Genomic DNA, 20,216 nt, shown 5'->3' on the forward strand with positions numbered 1-20,216 from the left:
TGGAGGTTACTCAGTGATCTTCTCGAAATTGCGATAGAACATATCCCCTTCCCGGCTATCGGTCATCGAGTGCAGTTGGTAGCTGCGATTGAGTCGCGCACCACCGTCACGGGTCAACGGGGCCCAGACCAGGTTCGCGCGGCGCATGGTCGACATGCTCATCATTTCGTCGAACGGGATCGACAGGTAGATGCCTTTGTCGAAACTACCTTCGCCATACTCCGCGCTACCCGCCGTGGTGATCGTCGCCCACGCACCGAAACGCACGCCATTGAAAAACTCCCGCGAGATGTCCAGCGTGCCGCCCCAGTCACCGGCCAGATAGCGCCCGACGCTAACCGCCGCCAGCGTATCGAACGGCAAATCGGTATACGCCGTGACATGCCCGGTCACCACCGAGTAATCACGCAGGGCAAAACCCTGATCGAAATCGCGCTGACGCACCCAGTTCAGATCCGCACCCACCGACCAGCGCTCACCGGTCGGGCGGAACAACACCTCACCGCCGACACCGGCAAACATCGACTCCAGATAACCGCCATACACCATGCCATACAGGTCTTTATCCAGTTGCTCGGCATGGCTGACCTGGAACAACGGCATGGTGGTGTTGGAGGTGGTCAGGTACTGACGCAGATCCGTGCGCACACGCGGCAAACCGCTCGGCGCGTCGTAGGTGAACTTGTCGAAGTTGTTGGCCAGGTTGGCACTGAGCAAACCGCTCCACCAGGTGTTGCGGTTGAAGCGGTATTCAGCGTCCGCATCAGCACTCAATTGATAGAGCAAGCCATCCGGGCCGCCAACGTTCTGCTTGAAGCCCAGCCCTACGCCATAACTGAAATGCTGCGGCGCTTCGGTGTAGAGGGTCTTCTCGTTGTGCGGCATCGCCGGGTTGATTTCGGTGGTGCGGTGCAACGACTCCAGTGGTTCCTCATTGTTGATCACTTCGCGGAAGGTCTGGCGCGGTACGCTGGTTTCTTCCAGCGGCAGGTCGTAGCGCTTGTTGACCACGGTGAACCAGTCGATGTCGTCGTTGACGCTGTTATCGAGAATCCGGCTCGCCCGCCCGACCGCCTTCGACGAATGGAAGTAGCGCTGCTGCTCGCCATACACGATCAGCTCGGAATCACGCTGCGTAATGCGCTCGACCTTGTAACCGGCATTCTGCTGCAAGCGTTGCGAGACGTTGGCCCAGTTGACCTGATCCATCGCTGTGTTCGGTGCCTTCGCCGGCAGCGGTTCCGGGGTCGGGTCGTAGGTCTTGGCCGGCGCTTTGCGGCTGACGAAATTGGTGTGGAAGGTCACGCCAAACATCGCCGTATTACCGCGCTCCCACGCCGCGCTGACATCGACCGAATCGGTGACTTTGAACACCGCGCCGAGGTTGATCGGCGAGTCCTGTTTGATCTCGTTTTCCTTCGGCTCATGCTTGTAGTCATTGCCTTCGAACTCGAGTTTCAGGCTGAGGCGATCCCAAGGCGTCTGATAGCTCACGCCACCGAAGAACGATGGCTGGCCACGAAAGTACGAACCCGAGTTGACGTCACCGGTGCCTTCCAGGGCCGGACGGGTATCGAAGCGGTCGCTGACGTAACCCAACGGATTGTCCATGTCGCCGCGATTACCGAGGTAACCCCAGGCAATCCCGGCGCTGAAATCGAAATTGTCGTAGCGCTTGTTGGCGACGAAAAACTCACTGGAAAACAAACCCGTACCGCCGATGTCTCGGAAGCCCAGGGCCACGTCGGGCAGCCAGTGACTTTCCTGCCACAGCCGGACTTTGACGTCGACCGCCTTGTCCTTATAGCTTTGACTGCCGCTCAGGGCCTCCGAGCCGTACGGCCGGTTGGTGATCGCGGTGTAGCGAAACGAGCCTTCGAGCCAGTCCAGCGGCTGCAACGAAACGCTGTAGCGACTGTACGGTTCGGTGCGGTTGGCGTTGACGCTCAACTCGCCGGCCGGGGCCATGCGCGCGGTCGGCGTCTGCAACAGACCGGTGCCACCGAAGTCATTCTGGGTAATGCGCGGCTCGGCATGAGCCAGACCGCAGGGCAATAACAACACAGCTGCAAAACGTAACTTCAACGAACCACCTCAGCCAACTGCGTGGCAATGAATTCGGCCAACTGCTGATTCAGTTCAGGAAGAGGCGGATCAAGATCATCATTTTTCACCGGCACCAGAATCTTGCTGCCGGCCACCGGAAACTGCCCGGACTCGCGATTCCAGTGGGCAATGCCGACGCGCCGCGACACGCCGTTGGGCTGGATCAGCCACAGATAATCAGCTTCGGCATCGGCCAGAATCGAGCAGCCTTCCAGGTACTCACGCGCCTCCTGCAACGGCTGATACGGCAAGTGGCACGCCTCGGCGACCGCGCCCAGCACTTGCACTTCATCGACGCGTTTCGGATAAACCAGACGATCGCCGTCGTCGAGGCGAATGTTGCGCGCGAAGCCAACCTCCAATGCGACCGGATCGAGATCGGCAATCTGCCGCCCCGTCACCGGCATCTGCCGCACTTCTTCGGCCAGACGCTGCGCCAGCGCCGCACGACTCGGCCGGTCGAACAGCATCGACATACGTTGCAGCACATCCAGATCGAACAGCACGCCGACCTTGAGCCGCGTCTGCTCTTCAATCAGCGACTGCCGCAGCAATCCGCCCGCCAGCCAATAGCCTTCGGCATTCGGCACGGCTTCACCGATCACATCGAGCAAGCGCCCGCCCGGTGGCAACGCGACCGGCCCGGGATTGGCGACATCGCCCGACACCGTGACGGCCGCCTGACTCACACTGGCGACCAGCATCAGGCTCGCCGATAACATTTTCAGGCGCATCACGGCAGGTGCCTGCGATCTGGGGTCAGTTGCACAACCTTGACGCGCAACTGCGACGTCAGTTGCTGCTCGCTCTGCAAAATGAAACCGTCACGCGGGTCGACCCAGTAACGATTGGTCGCGCTCAGGCCGATGGCCGGGGCGTCAATGTGTTCATCGACACGCAGCACGGTGTATTCCTTGTCGAGAATCTGCAGGGTTTGTTCGGCGCGGCGCGAGAAGCGGCTGTTGACGATCACCCCGACTTCCTGGCCCTTGTAGAGGTCGATCCAGCGCCGCGTGGTGAACCCGTCGGCGACGTGATGCAGGCCTTGTTTGAACGGCGAGTCATCGGCCAGCCGCGTGCCATCGAGATCGCCTTCCAGGCCCAGGCCAATGCTGCGCACAGCAAGACCATTACGCAGCAGCAGCACTTGTTTGCCCGAGGCGACCCAGAACTGCAGGTCTTCCCGCTCGCGCACCAGCGCCAGCACCCCGGAGCCGGACGGCGTGGTCAGTTTCAGTTGCGGGTAGTTGACCCCGGCCACTTCGGCCGCCGACACGTCGACTTCATCCGGGCCGACAACCGCCGCTTTAAGGTTATTCAACGAAGCGCTCATCAGCGGGTTACAGCCGCACAGCAACGAGGCCGCCATCAGGCACAGGCCAACTTTCAAAATGTTCAAAGTCGGCGACCTTATTTGCTGTTGTTACTGTATTCGCTCCAGTTCTTCGCAGCGGAAGCACCGGTGCCGACAATCGATGCCGACGGCACCAATTGGCTGATCAGACGGTTCCAGCGAGTCACGTTGGCAGGCCCGACATACACCACGTCCTGCGGGCGAACTTCGAAGTGCGAAGCGAGGGCCATGGCGGTCGGCGATTCGGCTTCCAGCTGGTAGATCTTGGCCGGTTCGACATCGAGGTTTTCCACGCCACGAATGACGTACACCGCGTTGCCGTTGGAGGTGGTCTGTGCCAGGCCGCCAACCGAACCGAGCACGTCGGTGAGGTTCATCGTCGCGGTCTTGAAACTCAACGCACGGGGCTGATTGACCTCGCCCATCACGTAGATGCGCTTGTTGTCGTTGTATGGCAGATACAGCTGATCGCCGCCCTTGAGGTAAACGTTCTGCAACTCGGAATCCTGCTGATTGAGCGAGTCGAGATTCAGCGGATACGTGCGCCCCTTGCGCGTCAGCAACAACCCGGACAGGTCGGCGTTGTTGGTGTCGATGCCGGCCGAACCGAGGGCCTCGACCACGCTCAGCGGGTTGGTGGAAATCGCTTGCGGGCCGGCCTTGGCCACCGCGCCGGTCACCACGACTTTCTGGCTGGCGAAACGCAACACCGCGACATCCACTTGCGGCTCGGCGATAAATGCCGACAGCCGCTGTTCAATGTCCGAGCGCAGTTGCTGGATGGTCCGGCCGGTGGCCTGGACTTCCTTGATGAACGGGTAATACAGCGTGCCATCGGAGCGCACCAGACGGCCGTTGGCATCGATCTGTTGTTGCGCGCCGGACGGGGCCGTCAGCTCAGGGTGATCCCACACGGTGATGTACAGAACATCATTGTTGCCGATGCGGTATTCGGCCGGGGTCGCCAACAACTCCGGCGGCAGCGACTCACGCTTTTGCGTGGCGCGGTTCATGGCAATCAGCTTCGGCGTGATCGGAATCAGCTCGACCCGGCTGCTCTCGCTGGCACCCTGGCGGGTGATGTCACTGGTGCTGAGGTATTGACCGGGGGAAAACATGCAACCTTGCAAAGCGAGACTTGCCAACATTAAAAGATAAACACTACGAGTCATAATGGCACTACGCTATTCAAGGGCGAATCCAAAAACAAAGTCACCCGACTTGCGTCGGGCGACCTTGTACTGCACTAACAGAACTTCCTGTTAGTTATGCGTGCCGGTTGTACCGGTGGTACCCGTCGTACCGGTGGTACCGCCGTTGGCACTGCCACCGCTGTTAGACGCCGCTACAGCACTGGCAACCATTGCAGTACTGGCTGCGGGCGCTTGAGAAGCCGCCACGTTGCCACCTACATTGGTTACCGCTGTCAGCGGTGCTTCAGCGGCGGCAGCCCAGTTGCTCAACATCGTCAACAGGGCAACTGCCATCACTTTTTTCATATCAACTCCTTTCTAACATTCGACTTGTTAAAAAACTCGTCTGAGTTAGCGGTGGTGAGTTCAAGTCCGCAAAAAGCGCGAACATGATCCGTCGTTCTTTCACAGTCTTACCCAACTGATAAAAGTCGAACGGCAGGTTTATATCTACGGACTTGTAAAAGGCATTGCCAGTGTAATTTCCCGACGTTATCTAACAACCTGACTGAAAATAACATTGGACTAAATGGCCATCATCGCGAGTAGCCTTGAGGATGATTCGATTGCCAGCGCCAAGTGTCAGTGACCATGTCCTGCAAGTTGCGCGTGGCTTTCCAGCCCAGCTCTTTTGCCGCCTTGGAGGCGTCGGCCCAACTCTCGGCGATATCCCCGGAACGACGCGGCATCATCCGGTATGGCACCGGTTGCCCGCAGGCTTGCTCAAACGCGTGGAGCACTTGCAGCACGCTGTAGCCATCGCCGGTGCCGAGGTTCCAAGTATGAATGCCGCTGCGTTCGGAGATGGATTGCAACGCCTTCAAGTGGCCGTCCGCCAGATCGACGACGTGGATGTAATCGCGCACGCCAGTGCCATCGATGGTCGGATAATCGTTGCCGAAGATCGACAACTCCTGAAGGCTGCCGACCGCAACCTGGCTGATGTAAGGCACCAGATTATTCGGGATGCCGTTGGGGTCTTCGCCCATGTGCCCGCTGGCGTGGGCGCCGATCGGGTTGAAGTAGCGCAGCAAGGCAATGCTCCAGCGCGGCTCGGCCTGGCTCAGATCACGCAGGACATTCTCGACAATCAGCTTGGATTGGCCGTAGGGATTGGTCGGATTGCCGGTGGGGAAATCCTCGCGAATCGGCATCTGCTCAGGCTCGCCATACACCGTAGCGGATGAGCTGAACACCAGCCGGAACACCCCCGCCGCCGCCATCGCCTGACACAGATTGATGCTGCCGCTGACATTGGTCTCGTAGTACTCCAGCGGCTTGCGCACACTCTCGCCGACCGCTTTCAGGCCGGCAAAATGCAGCACCGCTTCGATGTTGTGCTCGCGGAAAATCCGGTCGAGCAGTGCCCGGTCACAGACATCGCCGCGGATCATCCAGGCACTCTTGCCGCAAATGCCTTCAACCGCCTGCAACGCGGCTTCGCTGCTGTTGCAAAGGTTATCCAGTACGACAACTTCATAACCTGCTTCAAGCAGTGCAAGTGTGGTGTGCGAGCCGATATAGCCGGCACCACCCGTTACCAGAATCTTCATAGTGCGATCCGTCTTTGAATGAGTGACAAGTAGCGTGTCAAGCCTGATTCATTGAAGATGTGTCACAATCCACACAAATAAGGCGACAACAACCGAAAACAAAACTAGTTCAATGACTGGCAATAAATATTTTTGCAGGTCACACTGTATTGCCCGTTACTTATTAGCACTCCCTGCGCACTCATCACTATCAACAGATACCGACTAAAAATAACTAATAACGCACTCGCCGACATCTCATAACATTGTCATGTTTTACCGGCCCAACTAATTGCCATTAACAACCTGACTCAGGTATTAAAGTAGTCCTTCAATCAATATTGAAACTTGCAGCCATTGTTTATGGCTCGCATCCGTCGCCTGTGTTCCATGACTGTCCAGGATACTTTTATGATTCGTAAATGTTTGTTCCCCGCTGCCGGCTATGGCACGCGTTTCTTGCCGGCCACCAAAGCCATGCCGAAAGAGATGCTGCCGATCGTCAACAAGCCGTTGATCGAGTACGCCGTTGAAGAAGCGCGGGACGCCGGTCTGCAACACATGGCCATCGTCACCGGTCGCGGCAAGCGTGCGCTGGAAGACCATTTCGACATCAGCTACGAACTCGAACACCAGATTCGCGGCACCGAGAAAGAGAAATTCCTCGCCGGCACCCGCGAGCTGATCGACACCTGCACTTTCTCTTACACCCGTCAGGTGGAAATGAAGGGCCTGGGCCACGCGATTCTCAGCGGTCGTCCGCTGATCGGCGATGAACCCTTCGCCGTGGTGCTGGCCGATGACCTGTGCCTGAACCTGGAAGGTGACGGCGTGCTCACGCAGATGATTCAGCTGTACAAAAAATTCCGCTGCTCGATCGTCGCCATCCAGGAAGTCCCGGCCGACCAGACCCACAAGTACGGGGTAATTGCCGGCGAGCTGATCTCCGACGGCATCTACCGGGTCAACAACATGGTGGAAAAACCGGCCCCGCAAGACGCGCCGTCAAACCTGGCGATCATCGGTCGCTACATCCTCACCCCGGACATTTTCGACCTGATCGCCGACACCCAGCCGGGCAAGGGCGGCGAGATCCAGATCACCGATGCACTGATGAAACAGGCGCAAAACGGTTGCGTGCTGGCCTACCAATTCAAAGGTCTGCGCTTTGACTGCGGTGACGCCGAGGGTTACTTGCAGGCGACCAATTTCTGCTACGAAAACGTCTATCTCAAGGGCCGCTGAGACGGCTCCCTTCTCCCGACGAGGCCACCATGAACATTGCACAACATTCCGTAGAGATTGAACGCGAGGTGGGTAACCTCGGGGTGATGAGTTGGTTGTCCCGCCATCAGCCGTTGCCCAGCGCCAACGAGTCCTGGCTGGGCACGATTTTGCTGGTGGAGCGGATTGGCGTGTTTCCGGCGTCCGGTGATATCCGCCGGCCGCTGCGCGATCCCTATCCCCTGCTCGCTCATTTGAAAAACCTGTATGGCGAGCAGGCGCTGGAAATGGATGATCAGGATGGTCTGAAGGTGATCTTCAGCGACTGGCGCTTTCGCGTGCGCATCTGCTGCAACGACCCGGCGATCATCATCAACGTTGAGACGCGGTGTGATACGCGGTTGATGCCGCAGAAGATTGCGGAGCTGCTCGAGCAAGTCGACGCCTTCACGCAAGACGTCTGATCACTCCCGATGTAGGAGCTGCCGAAGGCTGCGATCTTTTGATCTTGTTTTTTAGAAGACAAGATCAAAAGATCGCAGCCTTCGGCAGCTCCTACCGTGGGTTTACCGTGTTATTTCGGAGCGGCGTCGCACCGGTCCTTGACGCCCATGATCCAGCCATAAAAGTAATCCGCAATCACCTTCCCGCCCGTGGCCGGAACCGGATGAATCTTGTCCGGGCCGATCATTGCCGCCGCGTAGCGTTTGACGTCCGGCCCGAACGCACATTGCAGGTTGGCGTACCCCAGATGCTGCTCGCGCGCCCAAGGTTCAAGCACTTGCGCGTACGCCGACATCGGATAAGCGCTGGAGCGCGTAGTGTCCTGGCGCATGATCAGGTTGATGCTCGCCTTCGGTTGAATCTCACGCAGCATCCCGACCAGACCCTGAACGTTCTGCAGATACTGCGCAGGCTTCACGCCGAAACCCTGGTCATTGCCACCAAGCATGATCAGGTAAACGTCGGCCGGGATCCTCGACACCGCGGCTTTCCACTGCACCTGCCATTGCGGATCCTTGTGATAGAAGTCCGCAGACGCCGCACCCGATGCCGCCAGTTTCGAGACCCGCACGCCGTTCTGATCGTTGCTCATCCACAGGCCGAACAACGTCGGTGCGCCCTTCACCACTTCCAGTTTGAAGGACCAGTCTTTCGCGGCCGGGAGCCCTGTCAGCGGTACTTCCTGTACGCCTTCACCTTCAAGATTCAGGGGTTGCCAGTCTTGCGTGGGTGTCCAGCGGTAGCGGATCTCACTGGATTCGCCGTTACCCAGATAAAGCAGTTTCGCCTGAGTGACCGCCGTATCGATGCGCGGCGAAGGATTGGCATCCACCTGCAACCACGCGCCGGGCCGGCCTGTCACCGTGCGGCTGTCCGGGCTCGCTTGCCCCAGGTCTGAAACCTTCCAGTCGCCGCCAAAGTACTTGTCACTGCTGCGGGTGTATTTGAAATGCGTGCCGCCCAACGCGGCACCGTGGTTGAAACCGACATAACCCGGCCCGGCAAATCCCACCTCACCGGCCACGCGCTGCACCAGTTTGTTCAGGTAGAAATCCTGCCCGGCGCTGTAGCTGTCGCCGATCACCGAGACCGATAGAACCTTGCCGGCCTTGCCTTCACGCCATTGCGCAAAACGCTCACGGGCATCGCCCACCTGAACCACCGACGCTGCGACCGGTTGCGCATCATCTACTGCCAACATGCAAAATTTCCTTCAGTCTGGAATGGCCCACTGAATGCCGGGGTGTACACAGATCAACTGTAGGAGCTGTCGAGTGAAACGAGGCTGCGATCTTTTGATCCTGCGCTTCAAAAACAAGATCAAAAGATCGCAGCGTGCCGCAGCTCCTACAAGAGATCTTGTGTACGACACGGCCCTAGTGTGGGAGCGAGCTTGCTCGCGAAGCTCTTAGCTGTTTTGTGGTTGCACCACCGGGGTGACAGGCGCCGCCGCTTTCTTCTTCGCCGCCCGCTCCCCAAGAAACAACACCGAGGTGAAATTGAATCGACTGAAAACCATCGACAACAGCACCGGCCCGAGCAAGCCAAAGGTCAAACCACCGAGCACCAGCAGGCTCTCATCCTTCACCCCCAACCGCCCCAGCACAAACCGCGACGTCGCGGCGAACAGCACATGGAACAGGAAGATCGCATAGGAATAGCCACCGAGCCAGGTCAGCGCTTTGGAGCGCATATCACTCGACAGCAAAGCGATGCAGGACACGCAACCCACGGTCAGACCGATCAGACTGCGACGATCGACAATCAACTCACGATCAATCGCCGCCACATACAGCAACGTCAGCGAGATCAACACAAACACCAGCGGCCCGATCACTTTGAAGCGCTGCTTCAGCGCGTCGACGTTTTCCTGGCCAATCATCCCCGCGACAAAAAACGGCAGCAGGTAAATCGCGCCGTTGATCCCGAATGCATCGAACTTGAACGGCGGCAACAGAAACAGCAGCGCCGCAAACGCAAACAGCCCATACAAGCGCGTCGCCGAACGCAGCATCCCGCGCCACTCCAGCAATCCGACGAACATGAAAATAATGAACACCGCCTGCAGGAACCAGAAGTGGTTGATCGGCACCCAGAACGACAACAACGCGTCGATCACCCCGACATCCTTGTTCACCCCCGGCCCCACCGCTTGCAACACCGAGAACGGCACGCCGACGCAAAACAGCGGCACGATCAAGCGACGCACCTTGCCGCTGAAGAACGCGGAAAAGTCATTGCCGCGAATTTTGTAGATCGAATAGATGTACCCCGAGATGAAGGTGAACAGCGGCATGCGCACATAGACCATCGAGTCGGCGATCACCCGGAACGGCGAGCCGATGTCGATCTTCAAGCCACCGCCCAGCGGGCCGATGACGTGATAGAGCACCAGCAACAGGCACGCCAGGCCGCGCAGGGTTTCGATCTCCAGGGACTTTTTCTTGCTCGACATAAAGCACCTGCCTCAATTCAGAATTCGTGATTCAACCTGCACCGGTTTGTTCGCCCGCAGCATCAAGCCCAGGCCGACAAACAACACCGGCACCACCATCGAAAAGTGCCGGGCGAAGGAGCCGAAGTCCGGCTCGAACAGACCTTGCACCAGCAGGAACGCCAGCGGAATCGCGATCAGTTCCTTGGGTTTGGTCTGGATCGGCGCGCCTTTGTAATCGGTCGAGGTGATGACTTTGAACAGCAGCAACGCGGTCATGATCATCAACGCGACGAAGATCACCTGGCCCGGACCGGACAACAGAATCAGCTCCACCGGAAACGACAAACGGAAGAAGATGATCATCGAGTCCAGCGCTTGCGAGACGAAGTCGCTGCCGCTGAGCCACGAGACGATCAACGATTTCGAGCCCTCCTCGCCCGCCGTGCGCAGTTCATTGTTACTGGCGCGAATCGACGACACCGGAAAGCCCAAGGCGAGCTGGATCGACATTGCCACTGCGAGGTAGAACAGGAACAGCATCAGAAAGAACGTCGTGCGCGACACGTACTTTTTCATCACGCAGACGCCAACCCACGACAGCGAAAACAGAATCCAGTAGGGCCGGATCAGCACACCGTAGATCACCGCCGAGAGGAAAAAACCGCCGCGATATTTGCGCGTCAGCGAGCTGAGCAGAATGCTCAACACCGCCACCGAGACGATGATTTCCTTGGTCAGATTCTCGAGGAAGAACGAGCGCACGATGCCCCACAGACACAAGGTGCCAAAGATCGCCAACGGCATGCGCCGGAACACCACCACCGGAATCGCCGTGAGGAAGAAATTGCAGAACATGCCGTAGGCCCAGGCATTGGTCAGGTTGATCCCGGTGGGCCGCAGCAGGAATGCCGAACACTCGTAGGACGAGCGATCCGGCGAGAACGGGTTCCAGAAATTGCAGTTGTCGGCGCGGGCGTAGGACGACCACAAGGTCATCGCATCCGGCCCCGGATCACGCGGGATCAATAGCGGCATCGCCACCGACAGAAACAGCCCGGTGAAGAGGATCAGGAACGAAACATACGAATCGAGTCGCTTGCCACGAAACTCGATGCACGGCAGTTTCAGGCCCATGACAATGTGGCCTTTTTCCCGGCCGTCGCGCGGGTCAGTACGGCAATCACCAGCAGTTGCACGATGATCGCGAAGACGTTGCCCCAAGCGGCGCCGTAAATCGAATAGTGCTTGATCAACACATAGCTGACCGGCACCGACACCAACAGGCAGATCGCCGCGCTGGCGAGTGACACCCGGCTGTTTTTCGAGGCGATCAAACCGCCCCAGACGATGTCGCCAATCGCGCGCAAGGCGAAGGAAAAAATCAGCACACCGAGAATGGCGTTGTCCGGACGCGGCACGCTGGTGGCGACGTAATCGAGCACCACGTTGAAAAACACATAGATCGCCACCGCCACCGCCGCCGACACCAGCAGTGAGCGCATGACCCACTTGTTGATGAACAGTTGCTTGACCGTGAACGCCTGCTGATCAGCCTGAAAACGCTTGGCCAGCAGCGGAATACCGACTACCGCCACCACCGCGTACGACAACGTCTGCAAGGTGTTCGCCGCCGACCACGCGTACACGTATTGGCCCAGTTTGGCGTACGGTTCGAGGTCGGCGATCAGAAACCGCTCGGCGTACTGACTCAACGCGATCAACCCGGTGCCAAGGTAAAACGGTAATCCCGCTTTCCACACCGTTGCGGTGGCCAGTGTCCCGGCTTCTCGGCCGTGATGAACGTTCACCACGATCAGGTAACCGGCGATGATCACCAGCACGTTGGCGGCCACCCACAGCCACAACACACTGGCGATACCCGAGACCCACCCGAGCATCATCCCGCCCACGGCCAACACCGCCCACAGGCCGGTCTTGATGAAAAACAGCAGTGCGCCCGCCGTGGCTTTCTGCGCGGAAAACACAAACGAGTTGATCTCGAACGACAGGTGCTCAGTGAGCAACACCAGGGTCACGCAAAGGATCAGCGCGGCCGTCGCTTCAACCGTCTGGAACAGTGAATAAATCAGCACCGTCACCACCGACAACAGCAGCCCCACTGCCAGATACAGCAGCAAAACCTTGTCGACTACCCGGCGCGAACTGCCGCCGACACTGATCAAGCGATTGATCTCGGAACTGAAGCCGACGCTGTAGAACTTCGACGCAATCAGCGACGCCGCGACCACCACGCCGTAAAAACCCAACGCCTCATACCCGAGGTAATGGGTGATCGCCAACACCAGCAAAAACTTCGCGCCCAAGGCTCCGCCGCGAAGCAGTAGCCGAAATATCATCGAACGACACCTTTGATGATCTCGTCCATGGCCACGGTTTTCGCTTCGATTTCACGGCAGGTGTCGGTCAGGCGTTTGCCGAAGTTCGACAACGCATCCGGCGCGTAAACCGTGTCGATGATGGTGTCGACATTGATGTCGCCGCCGTTGATCACCCAGTCGTCCACGCCCATGTCCTGATAGGCGCCAAAGCCTTTGCGCTCATAGCTGATGTGGTACGCCGGCACACCGGAAAGCAGCGACTCAATGGCGCCGTGCAGACGCACGGAAATCACCAGGTCCGGCTGATATTTGGCAATCGTCGCCTTCAACGACAGCAGATCTTCAGTGATGCCCAGTTCGCGATAAAACGCGCCGTCATCGTTGCCGCGCACCGCGCTCTGTACGGCGCAAACCACTTTGCTTTTGTTCTTCAAACGCTGCAGCAGCAACTTCAGGTTGGCCACGTAAGCGACTTTCTTTTCCTTGCTCCACTCCGGCGGCTTGCGCAGGACTACGCACACCGTGGCCGGTGACGACGCGCAGCGGGTGAACTTCGCTTGCTGAAGGATTTTGCTCGCCAGCGATTGCACGGCCAGATCCGGCGCGCGGTAGACGTTTGCACAGGCATCGAACATGGCCGAAGAGCGATTGTCACGGACGAATACTGCGTCGGCGTTGGCGTAGTGCTCGACGATCTTGCTGCTCTCGCCGTGAAACGGGCCGATGCTTTGCGGCAGGTACACCGACGGCACTTTGCTGAGGATCGCAGTTTCCAGTTGTTTGGCGTGGCCGAGCTTCAACTTGATGTGTTCGAAGGCACTTTTCGAGCGCATGTAGCCGCCGCCGACGCCGACGATCAGGTCGGTTTTCTTCAACAGATCCGCCAGCCCGGCGTAGGACTGATTGAGAAACACCGCTTGCTTGACCCGGCCCAAACCCTTGGCCGCCATCACTGGCGCGTCGAAACGCGGGTGCGGCAAGTAGCTGAAAGAATCCGGATCGGAGGCCACGACACTGATCGCCGTGTCTTCGCCAAAGTTGCGCTGCACCAGCGCGATGGCCAGATCGACGAGCAAACCGTCACCGGAGTTGGACGCACTGTAGCCATGCAAAATCGTTACGTTCATATGCTTGAGTTCTACTTAAAAAGTGGGAGCGCGATACAGGTCGTAGGTCTGGCGAATCATCAACGCGGCGCTGAAGCGCTCGCGGACGATGCTCCGACCTTCGTTGCCGAGGTCGAGCAGGCGTGGCTTCTGGATGATCGTCAGCACATCGGCCAGTGCCTGGTGATCGCCGGACGGGAAGACATAACCGGAGACTTCATTGGTGACCAGTTCCGGCAGCGAGGTGCAGTTACTGGCGATCACCGGCAAACCCATGGCCATGCCTTCCAGCGGCACCATGGCGAAACCTTCCCAGCGACTCGGCACAATCAGCGCATCGGCCTTCTGATACAGCGCCTGCACTTCGCTCGGCGTGACCCATGGCAGGTATTCAACGGCGTCCATCGGTGGGCATTCCACCGAATCCTCGTTCACCGCGCTGCCGACCACGGTCAGCTTCAAGTCTTTGCGCTGCACTTTGGCAAAGGCCTTGAGCAGCACGTCGAAGCCTTTCTGGTAATCGAGGCGGCCGACGAAGAGCAGATGAATCGGCTCGGGGCTTGCCGCTTTCGGTGCGTCATCCTTGCGATGAATGCCGTTGTAGATCAGCTTCATGCGCTTGCGCTCGATGCCGAAGCGCGCGGCTTTGTCGAGTTCGTACTGACTGACGCAAATGATCACGTCAGTGACTTTCTGCAGCACCCGCTCGATCCACGCATAGACTTTCTGCTTGGTCGGCGAGCTCTCCATGAGGAACGAAAACGCATGCGGGCAGTAGACGATTTTCGGCTGGCGCCACGGTCGCAACAGCACGCACACGCAACGGCCGATCACCCCGGAAAAGGTGCTGTGCAAATGCACCACGTTGGGTTTTTCCTTGAGCATCACCTGGGTCAAACGCCAGGCAAAACGCAACAGCGACGGCACGTTGCGCCCGGTACGCGGGAAGGTGCGAATCTGTTGCGGGCCGATACCGTGTAGTTCTTTGGCCTGATCATCCGGCACCAGATACACCAGCTCGTAATTCGCGGCGTCATCTTCGGGAGAAGCCGAAATCGTGCGGATAACGGTCGCGACGCCACCTTTGATCGTCTCTGCCACGTGCAGTATTTTTTTCACAACTCACCCACTTCAAACAGAATGAACAATCGCCAAGACTCAGGATTTGTCGGATGCGTATTCGTAGTTGTAATAGCCGTAGCCGCCGTTGCCGTAGTAGCTGGCCGCGCGCTTCTCGACGCCGTTGAACACCGCACCTTTCAACTCGATGCCGTTCTGCGCGAAGCGGCGGATGGTCAGTTCGATCTCTTTGGCCGGGTTCACCCCGAAGCGCGTGACGATCAGGCTGATCCCGGCTTCACGGCCAACGATCGCCGCATCGGTCACCGCCAGCAGCGGCGGCGTATCGATGATCACCAGGTCGTAGCGCTCGCTCAGTTCCGCCAGCAGTTCGCGGAAATTGGCGTGCATCAACAGTTCGGAAGGATTCGGCGGCACCTGGCCGCGACTGATGAAGTGCAGGTTGTCGATTTCGATCTTGTTGATCGCCTGATCGATGCTGCAGCGCTTGACCAGCAGATCGGACAAACCGTTGGTGATCGGTGTGTTGAGGGTTTTGTGCAGGTGGCCTTTGCGCATGTCGGCATCGATCAGCACCACACGCTGACCGCTCAAAGCCATGACCGCGGCGAGGTTGGACGAGACGAAGGTCTTGCCGACTTGCGGGCTCGGCCCGGAAATCATGATGCGGTTGTTGGTTGAATCAAGCCCGGCGAAGTGCAGGCAGGTGCGCAAGCTGCGGATCGATTCGATCGACAGATCCGTGGGATTACGCAGGGCCAGCAGGTACGCCGGTTTGTCGACGCCGTCGCGGGCGCGCCCCTTTTTGTTGTCTTCTTCATCCTGCAAGGCGCTGTACGGAATCGACGCGTACACCGGCAAACCGAGCTGCTCGATGGCTTCGGGACCTTCCAGACCACGGCTCAGGGATTTGCGCAGCAGCACCAGCGCCACGCCGACGAAGGCACCGAGGAAGGTAGCAATCAGCACGATCAGAGCTTTTTTCGGTTTGACCGGGCTGGTCAGGTCAACGTCCGCCGCGTCGACCAGACGCACGTTACCGACGGCACCGGCGCGGACGATGTCCAGCTCCTGGGATTTGTTCAGCAGTTGCGTGTAGATCTGCGAGGCCACTTCGACATCGCGGGTCAGGTTGAGCAACTCCTGTTGCGTGGCGGGCAAATCGCCAACCTTGCCTTCCAGCGACTTCTGTTGCTGGGTCAGCTCGCCGATCTGGCTCATCAACGCGCGATAGGCCGGGTGCTGTTTGGTGAATTTGCGGTCCATCTCCGCCTGCTGCATTTTCAGCTCGGAAATTCGCGTTTCCAGCGCCACCGACTGACCGAGCACCGACTGGGTTTCCAGCGAGATGTTCACGGTCTTGCCGTGGGTCTGGTAGACGTTCAGCGCATCGCTGGACTTGGCCAGATCACGCTTGACCTGGGGCAACTGGCTTTGCAGAAAGGCCAGGCTCTGCGCCGCTTCCGCCGAGGTGCGGCGCACGTTCTGATCGACGTACAGCGCGGCAATCTTGTTGAGGATTTTCACCGCTTCAGCGGCGTCGCTGCTGGCTAGCGCCAGTTTGATAATCCCCGACTCCTTACCCTGCTCGGAGATATCCAGCGCGTCCTGATAACCCTGAATCGTCACGATCCGTGGATTGCGCACCACTTCGAAACGCGTGCCGGGGTTGGCCAGCAACTGAGTGATCTGCCCTTCTACACCGTCCTGCGCAAACGCTTCGCCGGCGATCCCTTCAACCAGCAGGTTGTCGTTGTCATCGAGCAACTGGAAGCGCTTCTGTTCGCCAGCGATCAGGCTGAGCTTTTTGCCCAACAGCTCTTTAGGCAGATTGAGCCGGGCAAACTCCAGGCGCTCACCGCCCCAGGCGTAACTGTTCAAGCCGAAACGCGGCGCCGCGACACTGGTCTCGGTCTCGCCGCGATAACGCCGCGCGAGAAAGCCGCCAATCATCGGGAAGGTGTTGGGGGTGACATCGATGTCCAGGCGCAAGTCGTCGACGGTTTTGCCGATCACTGCGCGGGATTTGATGATGCCGATTTCGGTCACCGATGGCGATTGCCCACCGAGCATGCTGTTGAGGTCGGAAAACCCGAGCATGTCGTTCTTTTTCGGCTCGACCTGTACCAGCGCATTCGCCAGGTACACGGGCGTGGCCAAAACCGCATAGGCCACGCCGGTGACCATAAAGGCCCCGGTCAGTGCACCGATCAACCATTTCTGGTCGATCAGGCTGCCAAATATGCCGAGCAGATCAATACTGTCTTGATCGTTGTCACGGGTGCCGATTACTGACGGTAACTGCATAAGTCTGTTCTTACCATTCACTGATCTGAAGAATATTTATCAATGCCCGAGGCGCTGTGCCCATGAACTAACAGCATCTTCAATCAATGCATGGGCATGAATAAAAGCGGCCTTGCCTTGACGATACGGGTCTTGTATTTCGCGCTCGCTCTGCCACTTGCCGAGCAGAAACACTTTGCCTCTGGCGTGAGAGGCAATCTTCAGTACTTGATTAACATGCTGTTTTTCCATGACCAGAATCAGGTCTGAGTCATTGACGATGTCCGCGGTCAGTTGCCGTGCCTTGAACGTTTCGGCGCTGTGCCCATGGTCTTCGAGAACCTGCCGGGCCGAAGCCTCGACGCCTTCACCGACTCGGGCAGCAAGACCTGCGGACGTCACCGTGATGGCCGCGGAACCTAACGCGTTACGCAACAACAGTTCTGCCGTCGGACTCCGGCATATATTGCCCACGCAGACAACAAGGATCTTTCTGAACAAGGTTTTACTTTCCTGTGTAATGTCAAACGGCCAACATCCCGAGAGCATTTGAATGAACCCTCAAGATCTTTTTTCACTCAGAAATAGATTCGCCCTGTTAGTACCGAAGTATTAAGTACCACAGCGTTTAAAAGCTCCCCAACCACAATTAGCGGACTAAAAATAACTGTGATTTTCGAGCACGGGTTTTCCGACAAAAAATAACATTCGCGCACTAAGTGCCAGCACCTCACTCGAAACTTGAGAAAAGAGATCATTTATTCGCAGTTGTCACTTCTCTTCGGGAGAGCAGACATGAAATCAGTACATCTCAAAAATCTTGGCGCATTGGCACTGATGGTGGCAGGCGCGACGACTCAGGTTCACGCCAGCGAACTGTTTCCCAACCTTCCGGCCAAGAACATCGGCGTACAAGTGAAGATCCAGAACTTCACAGCCGCCGACGCCGCGCAGATCAAATCGGCCGGCTTCGGTTTTGTCCGCTTCGGTGTGTGGAGCGACAGCCTGACGGCCAAGGCTTATCAGAAACAGGTCAGCGATGCCTTTGCAGCAGCCCAGTCTGCAGGCCTGCCGGTGTTACTGACGGTCCGCGCGATCAAGCCGTTGCCGGCCACCTCGAGCACCGAGCTGACCACTGCCGGTGAAGGCTTCGCTAAAGCCGTGACCGGGCTGCAACAGTCGTACAGCGCGCAACTGGTGGCGATCGAGTTGTGGAATGAACCCGATCTGGAAACCTATTGGCCGACGCGCAATTTCGACACCACGTTTGTGCCGTTCATGAGCGGCGTGTGCAAGGCGCTGCAGGAGCAGCCGCCATCGACGCCGGTGATCGGTTACGGCTTCGCCCGCCCGCCTAGCGCAGGCTCGGCTTCCACCGTGGCGCTGAACCGCATCGTCAGCGAATACCCCAAATGCCTGAGCGCCGTGTCCTATCACCCCTACGGCATGACCGCCACGCAGATCAGCAACGCGCAGAACTTCATTCAGCAGAACTTCCATCTGCCCGGGGTCATCAGTGAATGGGGCATCTCGGCGCTCGGCTCCAATGGCGGGCCTGAAGGGCAAGCGAGCAAGATCAACGCGTTTATTGGCGATGTTAAAAAACTCAAGATCCCGCTGACCTCCATCTATGAATGGAAGAACAGTGATTCCGGCAGCAACGATCGCGAGAAGAACTTTGGCCTGCTGACCTCGGACGGCCAGCCAAAACCGGCGCGCATGTCGGTCGAAGCCTTGTTGAACGCCCAGTAGCACATGCACAACCGGCCCGTACGCAGGTCGGTTGCTTTGAACCTGTTGGCTGTTTTGGCATCGTATTCATCGATACCTCGCCCCGCCTTTCAAACAATTGTTTTCAGGTTGTTGCCGCAGGGGCCATCGATACACGCACCTACCCTTGAGTGGCTGTCAGCGCTCGGGTAATGTCATCAGACCCATAGGACAGAGCACGCCCATGACTTCCAAGCTGGAACAACTCAAACAATTCACCACCGTGGTTGCCGACACCGGCGACTTCGAAGCGATCGCCCGAGTCAAACCGGTCGACGCCACCACCAACCCGTCCCTGCTGCTCAAAGCGGCAGCCATTCCGGCCTACGCCGAACTGCTGAATGCTTGCGTCAGCGACTGCAAAGGCGATGTCGGCCTGGCCAGCGACCGTTTCGGCGTCGCAGTCGGCCAGGAAATTCTCAAAGTGATCCCGGGCCGTATCTCCACTGAAGTGGATGCGCGTCTGTCGTTCGACAAAGATGCCGTGCTGAAACGCGCGCATCGCTTGATCGAGCTGTACGACAAGGCCGGCGTTGGCCGTGACCGCGTACTGATCAAGATCGCCTCGACCTGGGAAGGCATCCGCGCCGCCGAAGTGCTGGAGAAGGAAGGCATCCAGACCAACCTGACCCTGCTGTTCTCCTTCGCTCAGGCCGCCGCCTGCGCTGACGCGGGTGTGTTCCTGATTTCGCCATTCGTGGGCCGCATCTACGATTGGTACAAGAAGGCCAACGGCAACGACTACACCGGCGCTGATGATCCGGGCGTGCAGTCGGTCACCCGCATCTACAACTACTACAAGTCCAATGACTACAAGACCGTGGTCATGGGCGCGAGCTTCCGCAACCTCAACCAGATCGAGCAACTGGCCGGCTGCGACCGCCTGACCATCAGCCCGGACCTGATCGACAAGCTGGCGGCCGATACCGGCAAGCTGGAGCGCAAACTGGCACCGGGCAACGCCGGTGAAGCCCGTCTGAGCCTCAATGAAGCGCAATTCCGCTGGTTGTCCAACGAAGATGCAATGGCCACCGAGAAACTGGCTGAGGGCATTCGTCAGTTCGCTCGCGACCAGGAGAAGCTTGAGGCGCTGTTGCAGGCCAAGCTGTGATTTGAGTTAGCGAAATGCAAAAAGGGCGAACCTGTGAGGGTTCGCCCTTTTTGTTTGTGCCGGAGAATCGGGGGGCATTTGCCACCGCAAATCGCTAGCAGGCTAGCTCCCACAGGGGATTTGTGGGGAGATCACAATGGTGAGTCGAATGAAAAATCTGTGGGAGCTAGCCTG

General features: G+C 58.3%; 18 protein-coding genes. 4 read left to right on the plus strand and 14 right to left on the minus strand.

Annotation, left to right across the window (positions count from 1 at the left end; genetic code table 11):
* Positions 1-6: 6 nt before the first annotated feature.
* From BK670_RS16730 to galE, 6 genes are all read right to left on the minus strand, one after another.
* Positions 7-2,085 (minus strand): YjbH domain-containing protein, encoded by a 2,079-nt coding sequence (locus BK670_RS16730; protein WP_123451221.1) that lies wholly within the window; start codon positions 2,083-2,085, stop codon positions 7-9.
* Complete coding sequence (locus tag BK670_RS16735) at positions 2,082-2,840, minus strand: capsule biosynthesis GfcC family protein (RefSeq protein WP_123451223.1); 759 nt, start codon at positions 2,838-2,840, stop codon at positions 2,082-2,084. The genes BK670_RS16730 and BK670_RS16735 overlap by 4 nt, the downstream gene beginning before the upstream one ends.
* Positions 2,840-3,505 carry a YjbF family lipoprotein gene (locus BK670_RS16740; RefSeq protein ID WP_123451225.1) on the minus strand — a complete coding sequence of 222 codons (666 nt, stop codon included), beginning with the start codon at positions 3,503-3,505 and terminating at the stop codon, positions 2,840-2,842. Before BK670_RS16740 ends, BK670_RS16735 begins: the two co-directional genes overlap by 1 nt.
* 11 nt (positions 3,506-3,516) lie before the next feature.
* Complete coding sequence (locus BK670_RS16745; protein WP_016985642.1) at positions 3,517-4,632, minus strand: polysaccharide biosynthesis/export family protein; 1,116 nt, start codon at positions 4,630-4,632, stop codon at positions 3,517-3,519.
* A 90-nt stretch (positions 4,633-4,722) separates the two neighbouring features.
* Positions 4,723-4,959 (minus strand): hypothetical protein, encoded by a 237-nt coding sequence (locus BK670_RS16750; RefSeq protein WP_007910552.1) that lies wholly within the window; start codon positions 4,957-4,959, stop codon positions 4,723-4,725.
* 230 nt (positions 4,960-5,189) lie between these two features.
* Positions 5,190-6,206: a UDP-glucose 4-epimerase GalE gene (gene galE, locus BK670_RS16755; RefSeq protein ID WP_123451227.1), complete on the minus strand. Its 1,017-nt coding sequence runs from the start codon at positions 6,204-6,206 to the stop codon at positions 5,190-5,192.
* A gap of 390 nt (positions 6,207-6,596) precedes the next feature.
* On the opposite strand from galE, the gene galU reads away from it, so the two are divergent.
* Together galU and BK670_RS16765 are read left to right on the plus strand one after the other, a co-directional pair.
* Positions 6,597-7,430, plus strand: a complete 834-nt coding sequence (gene galU, locus BK670_RS16760) for a UTP--glucose-1-phosphate uridylyltransferase GalU (protein WP_123451229.1) — start codon at positions 6,597-6,599, stop codon at positions 7,428-7,430.
* Between the two features lie 29 nt (positions 7,431-7,459).
* Positions 7,460-7,873: a phosphohexomutase domain-containing protein gene (locus BK670_RS16765; protein ID WP_123451231.1), complete on the plus strand. Its 414-nt coding sequence runs from the start codon at positions 7,460-7,462 to the stop codon at positions 7,871-7,873.
* Between the two features lie 110 nt (positions 7,874-7,983).
* Here BK670_RS16765 and BK670_RS16770 read toward each other — a convergent pair whose 3' ends face one another.
* The 8 genes from BK670_RS16770 to BK670_RS16805 form a co-directional block, all read right to left on the minus strand.
* The gene (locus tag BK670_RS16770; protein WP_123451233.1) at positions 7,984-9,114 is read right to left on the minus strand and encodes an SGNH/GDSL hydrolase family protein; all 1,131 of its coding nucleotides are present in this window, start codon (positions 9,112-9,114) and stop codon (positions 7,984-7,986) included.
* A gap of 207 nt (positions 9,115-9,321) precedes the next feature.
* The gene (locus BK670_RS16775) at positions 9,322-10,368 is read right to left on the minus strand and encodes an acyltransferase family protein (RefSeq protein WP_123451235.1); all 1,047 of its coding nucleotides are present in this window, start codon (positions 10,366-10,368) and stop codon (positions 9,322-9,324) included.
* A gap of 12 nt (positions 10,369-10,380) precedes the next feature.
* Positions 10,381-11,484 (minus strand): hypothetical protein, encoded by a 1,104-nt coding sequence (locus BK670_RS16780; RefSeq protein ID WP_016986717.1) that lies wholly within the window; start codon positions 11,482-11,484, stop codon positions 10,381-10,383.
* Positions 11,475-12,707 (minus strand): MATE family efflux transporter, encoded by a 1,233-nt coding sequence (locus tag BK670_RS16785; protein ID WP_123451237.1) that lies wholly within the window; start codon positions 12,705-12,707, stop codon positions 11,475-11,477. The genes BK670_RS16780 and BK670_RS16785 overlap by 10 nt, the downstream gene beginning before the upstream one ends.
* Positions 12,704-13,816, minus strand: a complete 1,113-nt coding sequence (locus BK670_RS16790) for a polysaccharide pyruvyl transferase family protein (RefSeq protein ID WP_123451239.1) — start codon at positions 13,814-13,816, stop codon at positions 12,704-12,706. Before BK670_RS16790 ends, BK670_RS16785 begins: the two co-directional genes overlap by 4 nt.
* Before the next feature lie 15 nt (positions 13,817-13,831).
* Positions 13,832-14,914, minus strand: coding sequence for a glycosyltransferase (locus tag BK670_RS16795; RefSeq protein WP_123451241.1), 1,083 nt, complete (start codon positions 14,912-14,914; stop codon positions 13,832-13,834).
* Positions 14,915-14,953: 39 nt separating this feature from the next.
* Positions 14,954-17,182, minus strand: coding sequence for a polysaccharide biosynthesis tyrosine autokinase (locus BK670_RS16800; RefSeq protein WP_123451243.1), 2,229 nt, complete (start codon positions 17,180-17,182; stop codon positions 14,954-14,956).
* Positions 17,183-17,221: 39 nt separating this feature from the next.
* The gene (locus BK670_RS16805) at positions 17,222-17,662 is read right to left on the minus strand and encodes a low molecular weight protein-tyrosine-phosphatase (protein ID WP_123451409.1); all 441 of its coding nucleotides are present in this window, start codon (positions 17,660-17,662) and stop codon (positions 17,222-17,224) included.
* Positions 17,663-17,956: 294 nt separating this feature from the next.
* On the opposite strand from BK670_RS16805, the gene BK670_RS16810 reads away from it, so the two are divergent.
* Positions 17,957-18,913, plus strand: coding sequence for a cellulase family glycosylhydrolase (locus BK670_RS16810; RefSeq protein WP_123451245.1), 957 nt, complete (start codon positions 17,957-17,959; stop codon positions 18,911-18,913).
* A gap of 202 nt (positions 18,914-19,115) precedes the next feature.
* A complete protein-coding gene (tal, locus tag BK670_RS16815) occupies positions 19,116-20,042 on the plus strand; it encodes a transaldolase (RefSeq protein WP_122842791.1) in 927 nt (308 codons plus the stop codon).
* The last annotated feature ends 174 nt before the right edge of the window (positions 20,043-20,216 follow it).

Source organism: Pseudomonas fluorescens (assembly GCF_003732425.1).
In the GTDB taxonomy this organism is placed as follows: domain Bacteria; phylum Pseudomonadota; class Gammaproteobacteria; order Pseudomonadales; family Pseudomonadaceae; genus Aquipseudomonas; species Aquipseudomonas fluorescens_BE.